This window comes from Amycolatopsis sp. CB00013 (genome assembly GCF_001905755.1).
Lineage (GTDB): Bacteria > Actinomycetota > Actinomycetes > Mycobacteriales > Pseudonocardiaceae > Amycolatopsis > Amycolatopsis japonica.
In genome coordinates, this window is the sequence record NZ_LIWC01000001.1 from 682,980 (window position 1) to 699,058 (window position 16,079).

Below are 16,079 nucleotides of genomic sequence, written 5' to 3' on the forward strand. Positions count from 1 at the left end.
GTCGTCCGGTCAGACACGCGAAAGCGCCGGTTCGAACCTTGATCAACGGAGGATTGGGGACACTCAACGTCCCCGATCCTCCGTTGATCAAGGTTCGGGCCGAGCGGGGAAGATTCCGGACGCTCAACGTCCCAAATCCTCCCCGCTCGCTCAGACACGCGAAAGCGCCGGTTCGGCCCGAGCACGCGCTATCGGCCAAAGGCTCAGCTGGCCGGCTTGACCTCGGTCTTCGGGTCACCGTCGACCGCCGCGGAAAGCTGCGGGACGATCCGGTCGATCACGTACGGCAGGCTCAGCACGGTCACGAAGGACACCGCGCTGCCGTAGTTGCCTTCGTTCTCGATGAAGACCTCGCGCTTTTCCTTCGCCACCTTGAGGCCGGTGTAGAGCGCGTCCTTGCCGAGGATCTCCTGCGCCTTGGCCGGGGTGTCGATGAGCCACACGAGCGCGTCGCGGTCGAGGAGGTCGGTCCGTTCGGCGCTGAGGCTCTTGCCGAACTTGTCACCGATGACGGCGTCGAGGTCGGCGGGCAGCTTGAAACCGAGCGATTCGAGGATGTGCGAGCGGCCGTCCTGGCTGCCGTAGACGAAGTAGCCCTCGTAGGTCGACGCCATCAGTGCCGACTTGCCCGCGAACTCCGGGTGCTCCTTGCGAGCCTGGGCGAACTTGTCCTCGACGGCCTTGACCAGTTCGTTCGCCTTGGTGGCGCGCCCGACGGCCTGGCCGACCTTCTTGGTCGCCTCGTTCCACGGGATGCCGTAGTCGTTGTACTCCTTGGGCTGCGCGACGACCGGGACGCCGATCTGGCTCAGCTTGTCGTACTGCTCCTTGGTGAGCCCGGAGTACAGCGCGATGATCAGATCCGGCTTCAGCGCGGCGATCTTCTCGTACTGCGGCCCGTCCACGTCCTTGAGCACCTCGGGCAGCGCGGCGCCGCCGAGCTTGTCGGTCGCCCACGGGCCGATCGTGCCGGGGAACTTGCCGAGCCATTCGGTGACCCCGACCGGGACCACGCCGAGGGCGAGCAACGCGTCCTGTTCGGTCAGGCCGACCGTGACGACGCGTTTGGGCTCCTGGGTGATGGTGGTGCTGCCGTACTTGTGCTCGATGGTGGTCGGGAACGCGTTCGCGTCGACCGCGGAGCCGGCGGAGTTCTGCGCGGCCGGGGTGGCCGACTCGCCGCCTCCTCCGCACGCGGTGAGCGAGGCGGCCAGCACCAGGGCGGACGCCAGTACACCGGCGGTCTTCAGGCGCCCTCGCACGGCGGAGAGGGTGGGGATTCGGGCCATCATCCGTCCTTCGTGATCGGAGGTCCGGCGGGACGCCGGATTAATCGAGAATCAGGTTTGGCTAACCTAAGACGCCGACGGGCCGATTGCAACCGGTGACGCTGCGTCCCGGATCACGTCTGTGAACGGTTGTCCGACCAGGCCGCCCAAAGTGTTGCGTATTGACCACCCGTGGCCACGAGTTCGTCGTGTGTCCCGCTTTCGACGATCACGCCCGCGTCGAGCACGACGACGCGGTCCGAGGCCGCCGCCTGCGTCAGCCGATGCGCGACGACGAGACCGGTCCGTCCCTCCAGGGCGGCGGCCGCGGCGGCTTCGAGGGTCTTCGCGCCCGCGCTTCCGGCTTCCGCGGTCGCCTCGTCGAGGATCGCGATCGGCGGATCCGCGAGCACCAGCCGCGCCAACGCCAGCTGCTGAGCTTGGGTCACCGTCAACTGATGCCCGCCCTCGCCGACGACGGTCGCGAGACCCAGCGCCTCCGCCCAGCCCCGTGCGCCGACCTTTTCCAGTGCTGCCACCAGGTCCGCGTCGGACGCGTCCGGACGGGCCAGGCGGAGGTCGTCCGCCAGCGAACCGGCGAAGACGTGCACTTCTTGACTGATCAGCGCGACCGCCCGCCGGGTGGCGGAGGGCCCGAGTTCGTCGAGCGGGACCCCGCCGACGGAGATCGTTCCCGCGGCCGGGGTGTGGATCCCGGCGATCAGCTTGGCCAGCGTCGTCTTCCCGGCCCCGCTCGCCCCGACCAGCGCGACCCGCTCGCCGGGGGAGAGGTCGAGGGCGACGTCCCGCAGCACCGGATGTCCGTCCACATAGGAATGAGAGATCCCGGCCGCCTTCACCGACGCGTCGACGGGCCTCGCCGGCCGCTCGGGTTCGCGCGGCGCGGGCAGGTCGGCGACTCCGATCAGCCGGGCGAGACTCGCGGCGGCCGCTTGCGCGTCGTCCACCAGTGCGAGCGCGGTGTTGATCGGGCCGAACAGGCTGTGGAAGTACAACGCCGCCGCCGTCGCCGCGCCGACGGTCACCGCGTCCGCGCCCACCAACAGGAAACCGGCCGCGAGCACGGCCGAGAGCCCGATGAACTCGGCGAGGTTGAGCCGGGCGAAGAACTTCGTCATCAGCCGCACACCGCGCAGCATCAGGTCCATCGCGCCCTCGGACCGCTGCCGCACACGCTCCACATGGGCGTCGGCGAGCCGGAACGCGCGGACGGTTTTCGCGCCGCCGATCGTGTCGAGTAGTTGCTGCTGCTGCGAACCCGTCGCGATCCGCTGCTTCGCGTACAACGGGACAGCGTTGCGGACATACCAGCGCACGGTGTGCAGCTGGATCGGCGCCGCCAGCAGCGCGGCGAGCAGAAACCGCCAGTCTAGGACCGCGAGCGCACCGAGCGTCAGCACGATGGTGAGCACCGAGCGGCCCAGTTCGGGCAGGGCTTCGCGGACCGCCCTCGCGACCACCGTGACGTCGTTGGTGACACGGGCGGTCAGGTCGCCGGAGCCCGCGCGTTCGATCTGCTCCAGCGGGAGCCCCAGCGCGCGGTCGACGAACCGTTCGCGCAGTTCCGCCAGCAGTGTTTCGCCGAGTTTCGCGGTGAGCGAGACACCCAGCGCCGTCGCGATCGCCTGCGCGACGGCGACCAGGACCAGCGCCACCACCGGCGTCGCCAGTTCGGTCGCCGGCCGTTTTTCGATGACCAGGTCGACGATGTGGCCGAGCAGGCGGGCGGTGAGCAGCCCGATCGCGGTGGCGCCGACGAGCATCGTGAGCGCGCCCGCGGCACGGGCCTTCGACGTGCGGAGCAGTTCGCCGAGGACCGCCCGGATCCGCTTGCCGTCGGCGGTGGGGAGCAGTTCGCGCGTCATGACAGCACCGCCGCGCGGTAGTCGGCGCGATCGCGGACGAGTTCGGCATGGCCGCCCTCGCCGGTGATCCGGCCGCCGTCGAGCACGACGACGCGGTCCGCCACGGCGAGCAGGGCGGGGCTCGTGGTCACCAGGATCGTGGTCCGTCCTCGTCGTAGCCGGGCGAGCCCGGTGGCGATCTTCGCCTCGGTCACCGTGTCGACCGCCGTCGTCGGGTCGTGCACGACGAGTACCGGCGCGTCGGCGGCGAGCGCGCGGGCGAGCGCGACCCGTTGCCGCTGGCCGCCGGAAAGGGAACGGCCGCGTTCGGTGACCGCGGTCCCGGTGCCGTCCGGCAGCGCCGCGGCGACCTCGTCCGCCGCCGACGCGGCCAGTGCCTCGTCGAGCGGGTGGTCCCCGGCGTGGACGTTCTCCGCGAGCGTCCCTTCGAACAGGTCCGCGTCGTGCGCCGCGACCAGGACGACCTCCCGCACGCGTTCCGGGTCCACAGTGGACAGATCGACGCCGTCGACGTCGACCCTGCCCTCGGCGGGGTCGCCCGCGCGGCCGAGGCAGTCGAGCAGATCGGTCGCGGCGGCCGGATCCGCGGCGACGACGCCGATCAGCTGTCCGGCCGGGATGTCGAGGTCGACACCGCGGAGGCTGCCGTACGAGACCGCGTCGAGCCGGACGTTCCCGGTGGCGGGTGACGGGAGTTCGCCGTCGCCCGACTCGACCGCGGCAGGCGTGGTCAGCAGGTCGGCGACCCGGGACGCGGAGGCACGGCCCTGCGCGAGTTCGCCGTTGACCCACGAGAAGATCAGGAACGGCGTGAGCAGGAATTGGGCGAGCCCGACGGCCGCGACGAGGTCGCCGACGCTGATCGACCCCGACGCCGCGAGATGCCCGCCGACGAGGGCGACGATCGCGATGAAGACGCCGGTCAGTGCGAGCACGGCGCCGTCGTGCCAGGCCTTGGCCCGCGCGGCGCGCAGCGTCGCCTTGAGCGAGTCCTGGCTCGTGTCGCGGTAGCGGGCGACGGCGGCCGGCTCGGCGCCGATGCCCTTGAGCACCCGCAACCCGGAGACCAGATCCGTGGCGACCCCCGAGGCGTGCGCGGACCGTTCCTGTTCCGCTTCGCTGCGGCGTTCGAGCGGCTTGCCGATGAGATGCGCGAGGTACAGCAGCGGTGGCGTGCCCAGCAGTACGAGGAGACCCAGCGGAAGCGAGATGCGCAGGAGGGCGACCGCGCTGACCAGCACACCGGCCAGCGCCGCGATCCCGAACGGCAGCACCGCGTTGACGACCCCGACGCGTTGCGCGTCGCTGGTGCCGATGTTGACCAGTTCCCCGGCGAGCTTGCCGTTCTCGGCGCCACCGCCGGGATGCAGGACCCGGCGGCTGATCGCGATGCGGAGGTCGTGCGCGGCCCGCAGCGACGCGCCTTCGGCCGCGCGCGCGGCGAACCGGTAGCTGTAGGACAGTCCCGCGAAGACCACGGCGAGCACGGCGAGCCAGAACACGAGCGTGCCCACGGAACCGCCGTCGACCGCCTGGTCGATCACCACGCCGATGATCACCGGGACGAGTGCTTCGCCGCCCTGATGCCCGGCGGCGAGCACGGACGCGAGCGTGACCTGCCGTCGCTGCCCGGAAATCGCCTGGCGCAGGACGCTTCGGCTGGTGGTGGCCGTTGCGGTCACCGGCGCCTCCTAGTGGGGAGTAGGTAAGGCTAGTCTAAGTAGGTAGCTCGTTGAGGTGAACTCCGGCGTTCGGTTAGCCTCGCCTCACTCGAAGGAGGTCCCGTGGTCGTCACCGAACGCCCGCCCGAAGCGGCGTCCCCGCCCAGCGCGGCGGCACGGACGTTCCGCGCCGGCGGACTGGTGGTCGGGCTCGCGCTGCTGGCGCTCGTCTTCCTGCTCAGCATCTGGGTGGGGTCGAAGAGCATCCCGTTCACCTCCACCTGGTCGGTGCTGTGGCACAACGACGGCTCGACCGACGCGGTGATCATCCACGACCTTCGCATCCCGCGGACCCTGCTGGGCCTGGTCGTCGGGGCGGCACTCGGCCTGGCGGGCGCGGTGATGCAGGCGCTCACCAGGAACCCGCTCGCCGACCCCGGCCTGCTCGGCGTCAACACCGGTGCCTCGGCCGCCGTCGTGTCGGGGATCGCGTTCGCCGGTGTCACCAGCGTGCTCGGCTACATCTGGTTCGCCTTCGCCGGAGCCGCGATCGCTTCGGTCGTGGTGTACGTCCTCGGCTCGGCGGGCCGCAGCGCCACGCCGGACCGGCTGGTGCTCGCCGGTTCGGCCGTGATGGCGGTGCTCCAGGCGTACATCGTCGGCGTGCTGCTGCTGATGCCGGAGACGTTCAACCAGTTCCGGTTCTGGAACGTCGGCTCGCTCAGCGGCCGCAAATGGGACGTGTTCCTGCAGATCTCGCCGTTCGTCGTCCTCGGCGTGATCATCGCGCTGCTGCTCGCCCGCCCGCTCAACGTCCTCGCGCTCGGCGACCAGACCGGCAAGGCGCTCGGCGCCCACGTCGGCCGCACCCGGGTGCTGGGCGCGATCGTGGTGATGCTGCTCTGCGGCGCGGGGACCGCGGCGATCGGCCCTGTCCTGTTCCTCGGACTCGCCGTGCCGCACGCCGCGCGCATGCTGGTCGGCCCGGATCAACGCTGGGTCCTGCCGTACTCGATGCTGCTCGCGCCGATCGCGCTGATCGGCGCCGACGTCGTCGGCCGGGTGCTGAACCCGCCGGAGGAACTGCAGGCGGGGATCGTCGTCGCGTTCCTCGGGGCGCCGGTGTTCATCGCGCTGTGCCGCCGCAGGAAGCTGGCCCGGCTGTGACACCAGGCAAGGGGACCGCGATCAAGGAGCACCCACGGATGAGCACCCGCGTCCTGCGCAGCCCGGGCGGCGGGCTTTCCCTGCGCGTCACCCCGAGGGCGGCGATCGTCGTCACGCTGCTGGCCGTCGCCGTGTTCTTCGTCGGCGCGGTCAGCATGACCACCGGCGACTACCCGCTGTCCGTCGGCGAGGTCATCCAGACGCTGTTCGGTTTCGGCGACCGGGCCACCGAGTTCATCGTGACCACCCTGCGGCTGCCCCGGCTGCTGACCGCGCTGCTGGTCGGCGGCGCGCTCGCGGTCAGCGGCGCGATCCTGCAGAGCCTGTCCGGGAATCCCTTGGGCAGCCCCGATTTCATCGGCTTCACCGAAGGCGCGGCGGCCGGGGCGCTGCTGACGATCATCGTGGTGCACGGCGGCATGCTCCAGGTTTCGCTGGGCGCGCTGGTCGGCGGCGTCGCGACGGCGGCGTTGATCGCGTTGCTCGCGCTGAAGGGCGGCGTGCACGCCTTCCGGCTGATCCTCGTCGGCATCGGCGTGAACGCGATGCTCATCGCGTTCAACTCCTACCTGATCACCAGGGCCGCCTGGCAGGACGGGCTCGCGGCGCAGGCCTGGCTGGTCGGCGGGCTCAACGGACGCGGCTGGGAGCACGTCGTCCCGGTCGCGATCGCCATCGCCGTCCTGCTGCCGCCCGGGTTCGTCTACGGCAGAAGGCTTTCGCTGCTGGAGATGGGCGACGATTCGGCCATGGGGCTCGGCGTGCCGGTCCAGCGGAGCCGGATCGTGCTGCTCGGCGTCAGTGTCGGACTGTGTTCGATCGCGACGGCGGCCGCCGGGCCGATCGCGTTCCTGGCCCTCGCCGCGCCTCAGCTGGCGAAGCGGCTCACCAGGTCTTCGGGCCCGGGGCTCGCCGCCGCCGCGCTGATGGGCATGCTGCTGCTGGTGACGAGTGATCTGGTCACCCAGCAGTTCTTGGCGGGCCTGCCCGTCGGACTGGTGACCGGGGCGATCGGCGGGCTGTACCTGGCCTGGCTGCTGGTTTCCCGGCGCGGGGTCAGCCGGGCTGCGCGCTGACCGGCTCGATCGGCGCGGGCTCGCCGAAGCGGGCCAGCGCGAGCGCCGCCGAGACCGCGAGCGCGAAGCCGACGACCGCCACGGCCGCGAAACCCGGTCGCGTGGTGTCGCCCAGGACGAGCACGCCGATCAGGGACGGTAAGACGGTCTCGCCGATCACCATCATCGCGGTCGAGGTGGTGACACTGCCGCGTTGCAACGCGGTGGCGTAGAACAACATCGCCAGCGCGCCGGCCACACCCAGCGTGTACGTGGCCGGGTCGGTCAGCAGATCCAGCGGGGCGAGGCTGGTGAGCGCGCGGCCGGAAAGCGCGACGACGCCGAAGCAGAGACCGGCGATCAGGCCCAGCGCCGGTGTCCGGATGCGCCGTGCCGCGCGGCCGGCGAACATCCCGGCCGTGCCGAGGACGACCACCGCGCCGATCAGCACGAGCCGGAAACCCAGGCCGGTCGGCTCCGAACCCTCGCTCTCCGCCGACATCCCGAGCAACGCGAGCCCGGCGCAGACGACCGCGACCGCCGTCCACTCGCGACGGCCCAGCCGGACGCCGAGTGTGCGTGCGGCGACCGCGGTCACCGCGAGACTGCCGGCGAGCGCCGCTTGGACCACGAAGAGCGGCAGCACGCGCAGGGCGGCGACCTGGGCGACGAACCCGATGACGTCCAGTGCCAGGCCCGCGACGAACTTCCACTGCCGCAGCACCCGCACGAGCAACCGGGGATCGACTCGGTCTTCGGCGCCCGAAGTCGCCTTCGCGGCGATCGCCTGCATCACCGAAGCGACGCCGTAGGCACAGGCCGCGAAGAACGCGCAGATCAATCCCCACCACATGAAACGAGCCTAGCCCTGTGGCGATCTCGCGTGATCAGGCGCGTAATTCACGTGATTGAAGGCGGATCATCGAGTTCCGCCTTCAATCACGCGAGATCGCCGCTCAATCACGCGAGATCGCCGTCTGATCACGCGAGTTCGCCGTATGTGTACAGTGCCCGTATGTCGAACACGAGTTCGAGACTCGCCGAGCCGGTGGAGCGGGCCTGGCCGGACGGGATCGCGGAGGACGAAACCGGGATCCAGTGGGACTTCCTGCGTTTCCTCCGCGCGACGGCGGTCAACAAGGTCGCCGGGCTGACCAGGGAACAGGCGGCTGCGACACCCTTGCCGTCGTCGCCGCGGATGAGCGCGCTGGGGCTGCTCAAACATCTGACCGCGGTGGAACGCTGGTGGCTTTCGATCGAGGCGGGCGGTGCCGACCTGCCTTCGCTGTGGGAAGGCTCACCGGACCCGAGCTGGGATCTGTCCGAGGACGACGATCCCCGCTCGGTCGTCGAGGCGTACCGCGCCGAGTGGGTGTTGTCGGAGTCGTCGCTGGCGGGTTTCTCGCCGGACGACCGGGCGCGCAGGTCGGCGAAGTTCACCGTGCGCTGGGTGCTCGCCCACGTCCTCCAGGAGACCGCGCGCCACGTCGGGCATCTGGACGTCTTGCGGGAGCTGGCCGACGGAACCACCGGCGAATAGCACCGTAAGGTGTGCGCCATGGCTGACAGGCTGTACTTCCGGCAGTTGCTCGCGGGCCGCGACTTCGCGGTGGGGGATCCCGTCGCGACGCAGATGGTCAACTTCGCCTATCTGATCGGCGACCGGGAGACGAACGAGGCCGTCATCGTCGACCCGGCGTACGCCGTCGGCGATCTGCTGGACCTGCTGGAAGCCGACGGCATGCGGCTGACCGGTGTCCTCGCCACGCATCACCACCCCGACCACGTCGGCGGCGAGATGATGGGGTTCTCGCTGCCGGGCATCGCGGAACTGCTGGAACGCGTCCAGGTGCCGATCCACGTCAACGGCGCGGAAGCCGAGTGGGTCCGCCGCATCACCGGCGTCTCCGGCACGGACCTGCGTTCGCACGAGCACGACGACGTCCTGGAGGTTGGCGCGGTGCCGATCCGGCTGCTGCACACGCCGGGCCACACCCCGGGCAGCCAGTGCTTCCTGGTCGACGGGAAGCTCGTCTCGGGGGACACGTTGTTCCTCGAAGGCTGCGGCCGGACCGATTTCCCGGGCGGTGACGCGGAAGCCATCTACCGGAGCCTGCAATGGCTGGCCGGGCTGGACGGCGATCCGGTCGTCTACCCGGGGCACCAGTACTCCGCCGAGCCGTCGGCGAACCTGTCACGGGTGAAGGACACGAACTTCGTGTTCCAGCCGAAGTCGCTGGAGGAATGGCGGCTGATGTTCGGCGGCTGAGGCGCATTCAGAGGACTAAATGCGTCCAGATCGCGGGACGCGGAGCCCGCCGATTGACCCGGCCCGCCCCGGAAGCCGAAGCTCGGAACCGTGACGCTCAAGCTGCATTGGTTCCTGCCCACCACCGGAGACGGCCGGACGATCGTCGAGCACTTCCACGCCAGCCGCGCCGCCGGAGCGTCCTCCGCGCGTGAGCCGAGCCTGGACTATCTCGCGCAGGTCGCCCGCGCCGCCGAGGCCAACGGTTTCGAAGGCGTACTGACGCCGACCGGTACCTGGTGCGAGGACGCCTGGCTGACGACGGCCGCGCTGATCCGCGAGACGCGCAGCCTCAAGTTCCTCGTCGCGTTCCGGCCAGGGACGATCTCGCCGACACTGGCCGCGCAGATGGCCGGGACGTTCCAGCGGATCTCCCAGGGGCGCGTGCTGCTCAACGTCGTCACCGGCGGCGACGCGGTCGAGCAGCGCCGGTTCGGCGACTGGCACGACCACGACGGGCGCTACGCCCGGACCGGCGAGTTCCTCGAGATCGTGCGCGGAGTGTGGAGTGGCAAGCCGTTCGATTTCGACGGCGAGCATCTCAAGGTCGAGGGTGCGACCACACGCGCGGCGCCGGATCCGGTCCCGCCGATCTACTTCGGCGGGTCGTCCGCGGCGGCGCTGCCGGTCGCGGCGAGCCACGCCGACGTCTACCTGACCTGGGGCGAGCCGCCCGCGCAGGTCGCCGAGAAGATCGCCAAGGTCCGCGAACTGGCCGAGGAGCAGGGCCGGAAGATCCGCTTCGGCATCCGGCTGCACACGCTTTCCCGTGACACGTCGGCGGAAGCCTGGGCGGAGGCGGGAAAACTGCTGGACGCGATCGACCCGGAGCGGATCGCCCACACCCAGAAGCAGTTGTCCGCCAGCGAATCCGTCGGCCAGCGACGAATGGCCGCGCTGCACGGCGGGAAGACCGACGGCGGCGTCCGCGGTCTGGAGGTGTACCCCAACCTGTGGGCCGGGATCGGCCTGGTCCGCGGCGGGGCGGGCACCGCGCTCGTCGGCAGCCACCGCGAGGTGGCCGACCTCATAGAGGAGTACCACGCGCACGGCATCGAGGAGTTCGTCCTTTCCGGATATCCGCATCTGGAAGAGGCGTACTGGTTCGGCGAAGGCGTGCGTCCGGAACTGGTCCGCCGCGGGCTCGTCGCGTAAAGCCCTTAGAGGGTGCGAGAAAGAGCCAAAGCCGCGGTCCGGACGGCCGGTGCGACGCGGTTGGTGTGCATGCGATTCGCCCAGCCGGAGATCGACAACGCCGCCACCGCGACACCGTGCGCGTCGAGCAGCGGGCTCGCGGCGCAGACGACGCCGACGCCGGACTCCTCCCGCTCGAACGCGATCCCCTCGCCGTGGATCTTCGCGAGCTGACGGCGCAGCAGACCGGCGGCGGTGATCGTCCGCACGCTGACGCGGGGCAAGCCGGCGTCGATCACCTGTGTCACCACGGATTCCGGCGAGAAGGCGAGGATCGCCTTGCCGACGCCGGTGGCGTGCGCGGGGAACCGGCCGCCGATCCGGGACGGCAGCGAGGGCGCGTCTGGCCCCCGCAGGATGTCGAGATAGACCACTTCGGTGCCTTCCAGCACGGCGAGGTGCACGGTGTTGCGGGTCGCCTCACGCAGATCCGCGAGATACGGCCGCGCCGCCTCGACCAGTCCCCGCCGCCGGACCGCCAGCTGGCCGATCTCGAACAGCTTGAGCCCGAGCCGCAACGCCGCGCCCTCGCGTTCGAGCAGACCGGTCGCGACCAGATGTCCGGTGAGCCGGTGGACGGTCGACTTCGCCAGCCCGGTCCGCCGTGCCAGCTCGGAGACGCCGAGCGCGTCGTCGCCGGGCCGGAAGGCTGAGAGCAGTGCGGAGATCCGGGCGGCGACGAGGCCGTCCGCTCCGGTTCGTTCGGTGTCGTCGTTCCGCCCAGCGGCACGCATGGGTTGAGTGTGCCCTATCCGGTCGGGGAGCGTCACGTGGCATGGCGCAACGGAAAGCGGTGGCCGCGATCGTCGGTCCCGGGAACATCGGCACCGACCTGCTCGCGAAGCTGAGGCGCAGCGAGCACGTCGAGGTGCGGTACATGGTCGGCGTGGACCCGGATTCGGACGGGCTGGCGAAGGCCGCGGAGCTCGGGTTGGAGACCTCCGCCGGTGGTGTCGACTGGCTGCTTTCGCGGGACGAGCTGCCGGACCTGGTCTTCGAGGCGACCTCGGCGAAAGCGCATCTGGCGAACGCGCCGCGGTACGCCTCCGCCGGGATCCGCGCGATCGACCTGACCCCGGCCGCGGTCGGCCCGTTCACCTGCCCCGCGGTCGGCCTGCCCGAACGGCTCGACGTGCCCAACGTCAACCTCATCACCTGCGGCGGCCAGGCCACGATTCCGATCGTGCACGCGGTGTCGCGGGTGACGCCGGTGCCCTACGCCGAGATCGTCGCGTCCGTCTCGTCGCGCTCGGCCGGGCCGGGCACGCGGGCGAACATCGACGAGTTCACCGCGACGACGGCGCGCGGGATCGAACTCGTCGGGGGAGCGAGCCGCGGCAAGGCGATCATCATCATCAACCCGGTCGAACCGCCGATGATCATGCGCGACACGGTGTTCTGCGCGATCGACCCGGACGCGGACTTCGACGCGGTGAGCGAATCCATCCACCGGATGGTCGAGACCGTCCAGGGTTACGTGCCGGGTTACACGCTCAAAGCGGATCCGCAGTACGACCCACCCCGGCCGGGCTGGAGCGGGCAGGCGCGGGTCGCGGTGTTCCTGGAGGTCGCCGGGAACGGGGACTTCCTGCCGAAATACGCCGGGAATCTCGACATCATGACGGCCGCGGCCGCCCGTGTCGGTGACCTTCTGGCCACTCAGGAGGTGGCGGCATGAGCTGGGACGACGTGAACCGTGAGGTCCGGCTGGTCGACACCAGCCTGCGCGACGGCAGCCACGCGATGGCGCACCAGTTCACCGAGAAGAACGTGCGCGACACCGTCCGGGCGCTCGACGACGCCGGGGTCTCGCTGATCGAGGTCAGCCACGGCGACGGGCTCGGCGGCTCGACGTTCAACTACGGCTTTTCCCTTGTGGACGAACGGAAGCTGATCGAGGCGGCGGTCGACGAGGCACGGCGGGCGAAGATCGCGGTGCTGTTGCTGCCGGGACTCGGCACGGTCGGCGACCTGCGGGTGGCCGCGGACCTCGGCGCCGGCGCGGTCCGGATCGCGACCCATTGCACCGAGGCCGACGTCTCCGTCCAGCATTTCGGGGCGGCGCGCGAGCTCGGCCTGGAAACGGTCGGTTTCCTGATGCTGTCCCATATGTCCACGCCCGAGGCGCTGGCGGAACAGGGCCGGATCATGGTCGACGCCGGGTGCCAGTGCGTGTACGTCGTCGACTCCGCCGGGGCGCTGATCCTGGAGGACGCGGGCGAACGCGTCGCCGCGCTGGTCGCGGAATTCGGGGACGAGGCGCAGGTCGGCTACCACGGGCACCAGAACCTGAGCTTCGGCGTCGCGAACTCGGTGCTCGCCTATCGCGCGGGCGCGCGGCAGATCGACGGTTCGCTCGTGGCGCTCGGAGCGGGCGCGGGCAACTCGCCGACCGAGGTCCTCGCGGCGACCTTCGAGAAGCTCGGGATCCGCACTGGCGTCGACAAGGACGTGCTGATGGACGCGGCCGAGAACGTCGTGAAGCCCTACATCACGCGGCTGCCGGTGATGGACCGGTCATCGATCGTGCAAGGCTTCGCCGGGGTGTACTCGAGTTTCCTTCTGCACGCCGAGCGCGCCGCGGAGCGCTACGACGTCCCGGCGCACGAGATCCTCTACCGCGTCGGCGCCGCGAAGTACGTGGGCGGGCAGGAGGACATGATCATCGACATCGCCCTGCAACTGGTCGCCGAACGCGGTCAGGCTTGACGGTCGGCGCCGAGCACGAGGCGGACGCAATGCTCGATCAGGCGCTCGCGGCTCACCTTGAGCGAGCCGTCGAGGTAGGCGATGAACACGTTGCTCAGCGCGCCCACCAGCCCGATCGAGGTCATCTGCCGCTCGGCCGCGTCGCCGTGGGACAGCTGCCCGCTGACCAGTTCGGCGAACGAGGGGAGGAGTGCGATCCCGCGTGTCGTCAGCGCGGGATCGGTGATCGGCGCGAGCAGGAGCACCCGGCCCTTGCGCGGGTCGTCGAGCATCAACTCGACGAAGGCGCGGACGGCCGCCTTCGCCCGTTCGGCGGGTTCGGCCGTGTCGCTCACCGCGTCGACCAGCGCTTGCCGGGCCTGCTCGCCGATGTGCTCGTAGACCGCGACGACCAGTTCTTCGCGGTCGGTGAAGCTCTCGTAGAAGTACCGCTCGGTCAGCTTGGCGTGGCGGCACACCGCGCGGACGCTCACCCCCGCGCTGCCCTGGGTGCCGAGCAGGTCGAGGCCCGCGTCGACGAGTTGTCCCCGCCTCGCGGCCTTGCGGTCGTCCAGGGTCGTGCCTGCCCAGCTGCGGCCGGCCATGATCGGCTCCTCTTGTTGACTACGGCCGTTGTCAACTTTAACCTGACAACAGTTGTGGTCAATTTAACCAGCTCATTGAGGAGACCGGGGATGACGCAGCCACGGCCGCTGGGACCGGATTCGCTGACCTGGAAGTACTTCGGCGACTGGCGCGGGCTGCTCATCGCGCTCTGGGCCGGATCCATGCAGAACATGCACCCCGAGCTGGGCGCGGGCGTCGAAGAGCACTCGCGGTTCTTCGAGGAGCGCTGGCAGCGGCTGTTCCGCTCGCTCTACCCGATCGGGGGAGTGATCTACGACGGCCCGCGGGCGCGGCAGACCGCGCTGGAGGTGCGGGGTTACCACGATCGGATCAAGGGCGTCGACAAGCACGGGCGGCGCTATCACGCGCTCAACCCGGACACGTTCTACTGGGCGCATTCGACATTCTTCGTGAGCGCGATCCTCATCGCCGACAACTTCTGTGGTGGCATCGGCGAGGCCGAGAAGCGGAAACTGTTCGAAGAGCACGTGCAGTGGTACGAGATGTACGGCATGAGCATGCGCCCGGTGCCGGAGTCGTGGGAGGACTTCCAGCTGTACTGGAAGCGCATGTGCGAGGACGTGCTGGAGGACAACAAGGCCACGCGCGACGTCCTCGAGATCCAGGACATCGCGAAACCGCATTTCCTGCCCTGGCTGCCGGATTTCGCGTGGAACCTCGTGCGCGGGCAGGTGGCGCGGAACTTCGTCTGGCTGACGATCGGCCTGTACGACCCGCCGATCCGTGAGCGGCTCGGCTACACCTGGACCGAACGCGACGAGCGGCGGCACCGGCGGGTGGGGAAGCTGATCAACGCGGCGTTCAAGCTGGTTCCGCGCGATCGCCGCTACCATCCGCGCGCCAGGGCGGGCTGGCGCCGCGAGCGTGGCGAACTGGCCCCGGACGCGCCGTTGGTCGAGACTCCCGCGAGGAACCTTCCGCCGCTTTCGGAGCGGGGCAAACCCGAGCACTACTCACCGAACGTCTGACGAGGAGCCTCGATGAAGCTTGGTTACCACCTCGGTTACTGGTCCTCCGGCCCGCCGGAGGGTGCGCTGGACGCGATCCTGCGGGCCGAAGAACTCGGTTTCGATTCGGTGTGGACCGCCGAGGGTTACGGCTCGGACGCGTTCACCCCGCTCGCCTGGTGGGGCGCGTCGACCAGCCGGATCAAGCTCGGCACCAACATCGTCCAGATGTCCGCGCGCACCCCGACCGCCACTGCCATGCACGCGCTGACGCTGGACCATCTGTCCGGCGGCCGGTTCGTACTCGGGCTCGGCGCGTCCGGGCCGCAGGTGGTCGAAGGCTGGTACGGGCAGCCGTATCCGAAGCCGCTCGCGCGCACCCGTGAGTACGTCGACATCGTGCGGAAGGTCGTGGCGCGTGAGGCGCCGGTGACCCATGACGGGCAGCATTTCCAGTTGCCACTTCAGGGTGGCACCGGGCTCGGCAAACCGCTGAAGTCCACAGTGCACCCTTTCCGCAAGGAGATCCCGATCTTCCTCGCCGCGGAGGGGCCCAAGAACGTGGCGCTGTCGGCGGAGATCTGCGACGGCTGGCTCCCGTTGTTCTTCTCGCCCAAGAGCGATGCCTTCTATCGGACGGCTTTGGAGGAGGGCTTCTCGCGGCCCGGCGCCCGGCGCGGCTTCGACGACTTCGAGGTCGCCGCGTCCGTTCCGGTGCTCGTTCACGACGACGTCGAAGAGGCCGCGAGCTGGATCAAACCGTCGCTCGCGCTCTACATCGGCGGTATGGGCGCGAAATCGGTCAACTTCCACCACGACGTCTTCGCGCGGATGGGATACGAGGACGTCGCCGACAAGGTCCAGGAGCTGTATCTGGCCGGGCGCAAGGACGAGGCGACGGCCGCGATCCCGACTTCGCTGGTCGAGGACACGTCGCTGATCGGGCCGGCGGAGAAGATCCGCGACGAACTCGCGGCGTGGGAGGAGACCGTGGTGACCACGCTGCTGCTGCGCGGGGATGCCGCGACGCTCGCGAAGGTTGCCGAAACCCTCGGGTAGCCGCTCTCGGCCTCGTGAGTGGCAAGGCACCTACTGCTCCGTGGGCTTCTCGGCCGCCGCAGCCGGCCTGGGGCGGGCGGCGGTGCCGCCGCCTCGGGTGCGGTGGCGACCGTGTCGTCGGCGGTCGGGGTGCCGGTGGTGGTATCGGTCAAGCGGTCCTCCGTGCTGGTGTTGAGCGAGGTGAGATGGCCTGCCGGC

15 protein-coding genes are annotated in these 16,079 nt (G+C 70.1%); 9 read left to right on the forward strand and 6 right to left on the reverse strand.

Going from position 1 to position 16,079, the window contains the following annotated elements:
* Positions 1-203: 203 nt before the first annotated feature.
* The 3 genes from AMK34_RS02900 to AMK34_RS02910 form a co-directional block, all read right to left on the reverse strand.
* A complete protein-coding gene (locus AMK34_RS02900) occupies positions 204-1,289 on the reverse strand; it encodes an iron-siderophore ABC transporter substrate-binding protein (RefSeq protein ID WP_073844534.1) in 1,086 nt (361 codons plus the stop codon).
* Between the two features lie 113 nt (positions 1,290-1,402).
* Positions 1,403-3,154: an ABC transporter ATP-binding protein gene (locus AMK34_RS02905; RefSeq protein WP_073842741.1), complete on the reverse strand. Its 1,752-nt coding sequence runs from the start codon at positions 3,152-3,154 to the stop codon at positions 1,403-1,405.
* A complete protein-coding gene (locus tag AMK34_RS02910; protein ID WP_073842743.1) occupies positions 3,151-4,836 on the reverse strand; it encodes an ABC transporter ATP-binding protein in 1,686 nt (561 codons plus the stop codon). The genes AMK34_RS02905 and AMK34_RS02910 overlap by 4 nt, the downstream gene beginning before the upstream one ends.
* A 102-nt stretch (positions 4,837-4,938) precedes the next feature.
* On the opposite strand from AMK34_RS02910, the gene AMK34_RS02915 reads away from it, so the two are divergent.
* Positions 4,939-5,982, forward strand: a complete 1,044-nt coding sequence (locus tag AMK34_RS02915; RefSeq protein WP_073842745.1) for a FecCD family ABC transporter permease — start codon at positions 4,939-4,941, stop codon at positions 5,980-5,982.
* 38 nt (positions 5,983-6,020) lie between these two features.
* The gene (locus AMK34_RS02920; protein WP_083649804.1) at positions 6,021-7,058 is read left to right on the forward strand and encodes a FecCD family ABC transporter permease; all 1,038 of its coding nucleotides are present in this window, start codon (positions 6,021-6,023) and stop codon (positions 7,056-7,058) included.
* On the opposite strand, the gene AMK34_RS02925 is transcribed toward AMK34_RS02920, so the two are convergent.
* Entirely contained in the window at positions 7,039-7,890 is an 852-nt protein-coding gene (locus AMK34_RS02925; RefSeq protein ID WP_073842749.1) for a DMT family transporter, read from the reverse strand. The genes AMK34_RS02920 and AMK34_RS02925 overlap by 20 nt on opposite strands.
* Before the next feature lie 162 nt (positions 7,891-8,052).
* On the opposite strand from AMK34_RS02925, the gene AMK34_RS02930 reads away from it, so the two are divergent.
* From AMK34_RS02930 to AMK34_RS02940, 3 genes are all read left to right on the forward strand, one after another.
* Positions 8,053-8,577, forward strand: a complete 525-nt coding sequence (locus tag AMK34_RS02930; protein ID WP_073842751.1) for a DinB family protein — start codon at positions 8,053-8,055, stop codon at positions 8,575-8,577.
* Positions 8,578-8,595: 18 nt separating this feature from the next.
* A complete protein-coding gene (locus AMK34_RS02935) occupies positions 8,596-9,306 on the forward strand; it encodes an MBL fold metallo-hydrolase (protein WP_073842753.1) in 711 nt (236 codons plus the stop codon).
* Positions 9,307-9,396: 90 nt separating this feature from the next.
* A complete protein-coding gene (locus AMK34_RS02940) occupies positions 9,397-10,500 on the forward strand; it encodes an LLM class flavin-dependent oxidoreductase (RefSeq protein ID WP_073842755.1) in 1,104 nt (367 codons plus the stop codon).
* A 5-nt stretch (positions 10,501-10,505) separates the two neighbouring features.
* On the opposite strand, the gene AMK34_RS02945 is transcribed toward AMK34_RS02940, so the two are convergent.
* Positions 10,506-11,273 carry an IclR family transcriptional regulator gene (locus AMK34_RS02945; protein ID WP_037337219.1) on the reverse strand — a complete coding sequence of 256 codons (768 nt, stop codon included), beginning with the start codon at positions 11,271-11,273 and terminating at the stop codon, positions 10,506-10,508.
* A 41-nt stretch (positions 11,274-11,314) separates the two neighbouring features.
* On the opposite strand from AMK34_RS02945, the gene AMK34_RS02950 reads away from it, so the two are divergent.
* Together AMK34_RS02950 and dmpG are read left to right on the forward strand one after the other, a co-directional pair.
* A complete protein-coding gene (locus AMK34_RS02950; protein ID WP_073842757.1) occupies positions 11,315-12,217 on the forward strand; it encodes an acetaldehyde dehydrogenase (acetylating) in 903 nt (300 codons plus the stop codon).
* Positions 12,214-13,248: a 4-hydroxy-2-oxovalerate aldolase gene (gene dmpG / locus AMK34_RS02955; RefSeq protein WP_073842759.1), complete on the forward strand. Its 1,035-nt coding sequence runs from the start codon at positions 12,214-12,216 to the stop codon at positions 13,246-13,248. Before AMK34_RS02950 ends, dmpG begins: the two co-directional genes overlap by 4 nt.
* On the opposite strand, the gene AMK34_RS02960 is transcribed toward dmpG, so the two are convergent.
* Positions 13,239-13,832: a TetR/AcrR family transcriptional regulator gene (locus AMK34_RS02960; protein ID WP_073842761.1), complete on the reverse strand. Its 594-nt coding sequence runs from the start codon at positions 13,830-13,832 to the stop codon at positions 13,239-13,241. The genes dmpG and AMK34_RS02960 overlap by 10 nt on opposite strands.
* Before the next feature lie 90 nt (positions 13,833-13,922).
* On the opposite strand from AMK34_RS02960, the gene AMK34_RS02965 reads away from it, so the two are divergent.
* Together AMK34_RS02965 and AMK34_RS02970 are read left to right on the forward strand one after the other, a co-directional pair.
* On the forward strand, positions 13,923-14,843 hold the full coding sequence (locus AMK34_RS02965; RefSeq protein ID WP_073842763.1) for an oxygenase MpaB family protein: 921 nt from the start codon (positions 13,923-13,925) through the stop codon (positions 14,841-14,843).
* Between the two features lie 12 nt (positions 14,844-14,855).
* A complete protein-coding gene (locus tag AMK34_RS02970; RefSeq protein WP_073842765.1) occupies positions 14,856-15,881 on the forward strand; it encodes an LLM class F420-dependent oxidoreductase in 1,026 nt (341 codons plus the stop codon).
* The last annotated feature ends 198 nt before the right edge of the window (positions 15,882-16,079 follow it).

Excerpts from the sequence above, each read along its gene's own strand:
- AMK34_RS02935 (WP_073842753.1), top strand. The coding sequence starts at position 8,596 with ATGGCTGACAGGCTGTACTTCCGGCAGTTGCTCGCGGGCCGCGACTTC.
- AMK34_RS02945 (WP_037337219.1), bottom strand. The coding sequence starts at position 11,273 with ATGCGTGCCGCTGGGCGGAACGACGACACCGAACGAACCGGAGCGGAC.
- AMK34_RS02925 (WP_073842749.1), bottom strand. The coding sequence starts at position 7,890 with ATGTGGTGGGGATTGATCTGCGCGTTCTTCGCGGCCTGTGCCTACGGC.
- AMK34_RS02905 (WP_073842741.1), bottom strand. The coding sequence starts at position 3,154 with ATGACGCGCGAACTGCTCCCCACCGCCGACGGCAAGCGGATCCGGGCG.
- AMK34_RS02970 (WP_073842765.1), top strand. The coding sequence starts at position 14,856 with ATGAAGCTTGGTTACCACCTCGGTTACTGGTCCTCCGGCCCGCCGGAG.
- AMK34_RS02900 (WP_073844534.1), bottom strand. The coding sequence starts at position 1,289 with ATGGCCCGAATCCCCACCCTCTCCGCCGTGCGAGGGCGCCTGAAGACC.
- AMK34_RS02965 (WP_073842763.1), top strand. The coding sequence starts at position 13,923 with ATGACGCAGCCACGGCCGCTGGGACCGGATTCGCTGACCTGGAAGTAC.
- AMK34_RS02950 (WP_073842757.1), top strand. The coding sequence starts at position 11,315 with ATGGCGCAACGGAAAGCGGTGGCCGCGATCGTCGGTCCCGGGAACATC.
- AMK34_RS02920 (WP_083649804.1), top strand. The coding sequence starts at position 6,021 with ATGAGCACCCGCGTCCTGCGCAGCCCGGGCGGCGGGCTTTCCCTGCGC.
- AMK34_RS02960 (WP_073842761.1), bottom strand. The coding sequence starts at position 13,832 with ATGGCCGGCCGCAGCTGGGCAGGCACGACCCTGGACGACCGCAAGGCC.
- dmpG (WP_073842759.1), top strand. The coding sequence starts at position 12,214 with ATGAGCTGGGACGACGTGAACCGTGAGGTCCGGCTGGTCGACACCAGC.
- AMK34_RS02930 (WP_073842751.1), top strand. The coding sequence starts at position 8,053 with ATGTCGAACACGAGTTCGAGACTCGCCGAGCCGGTGGAGCGGGCCTGG.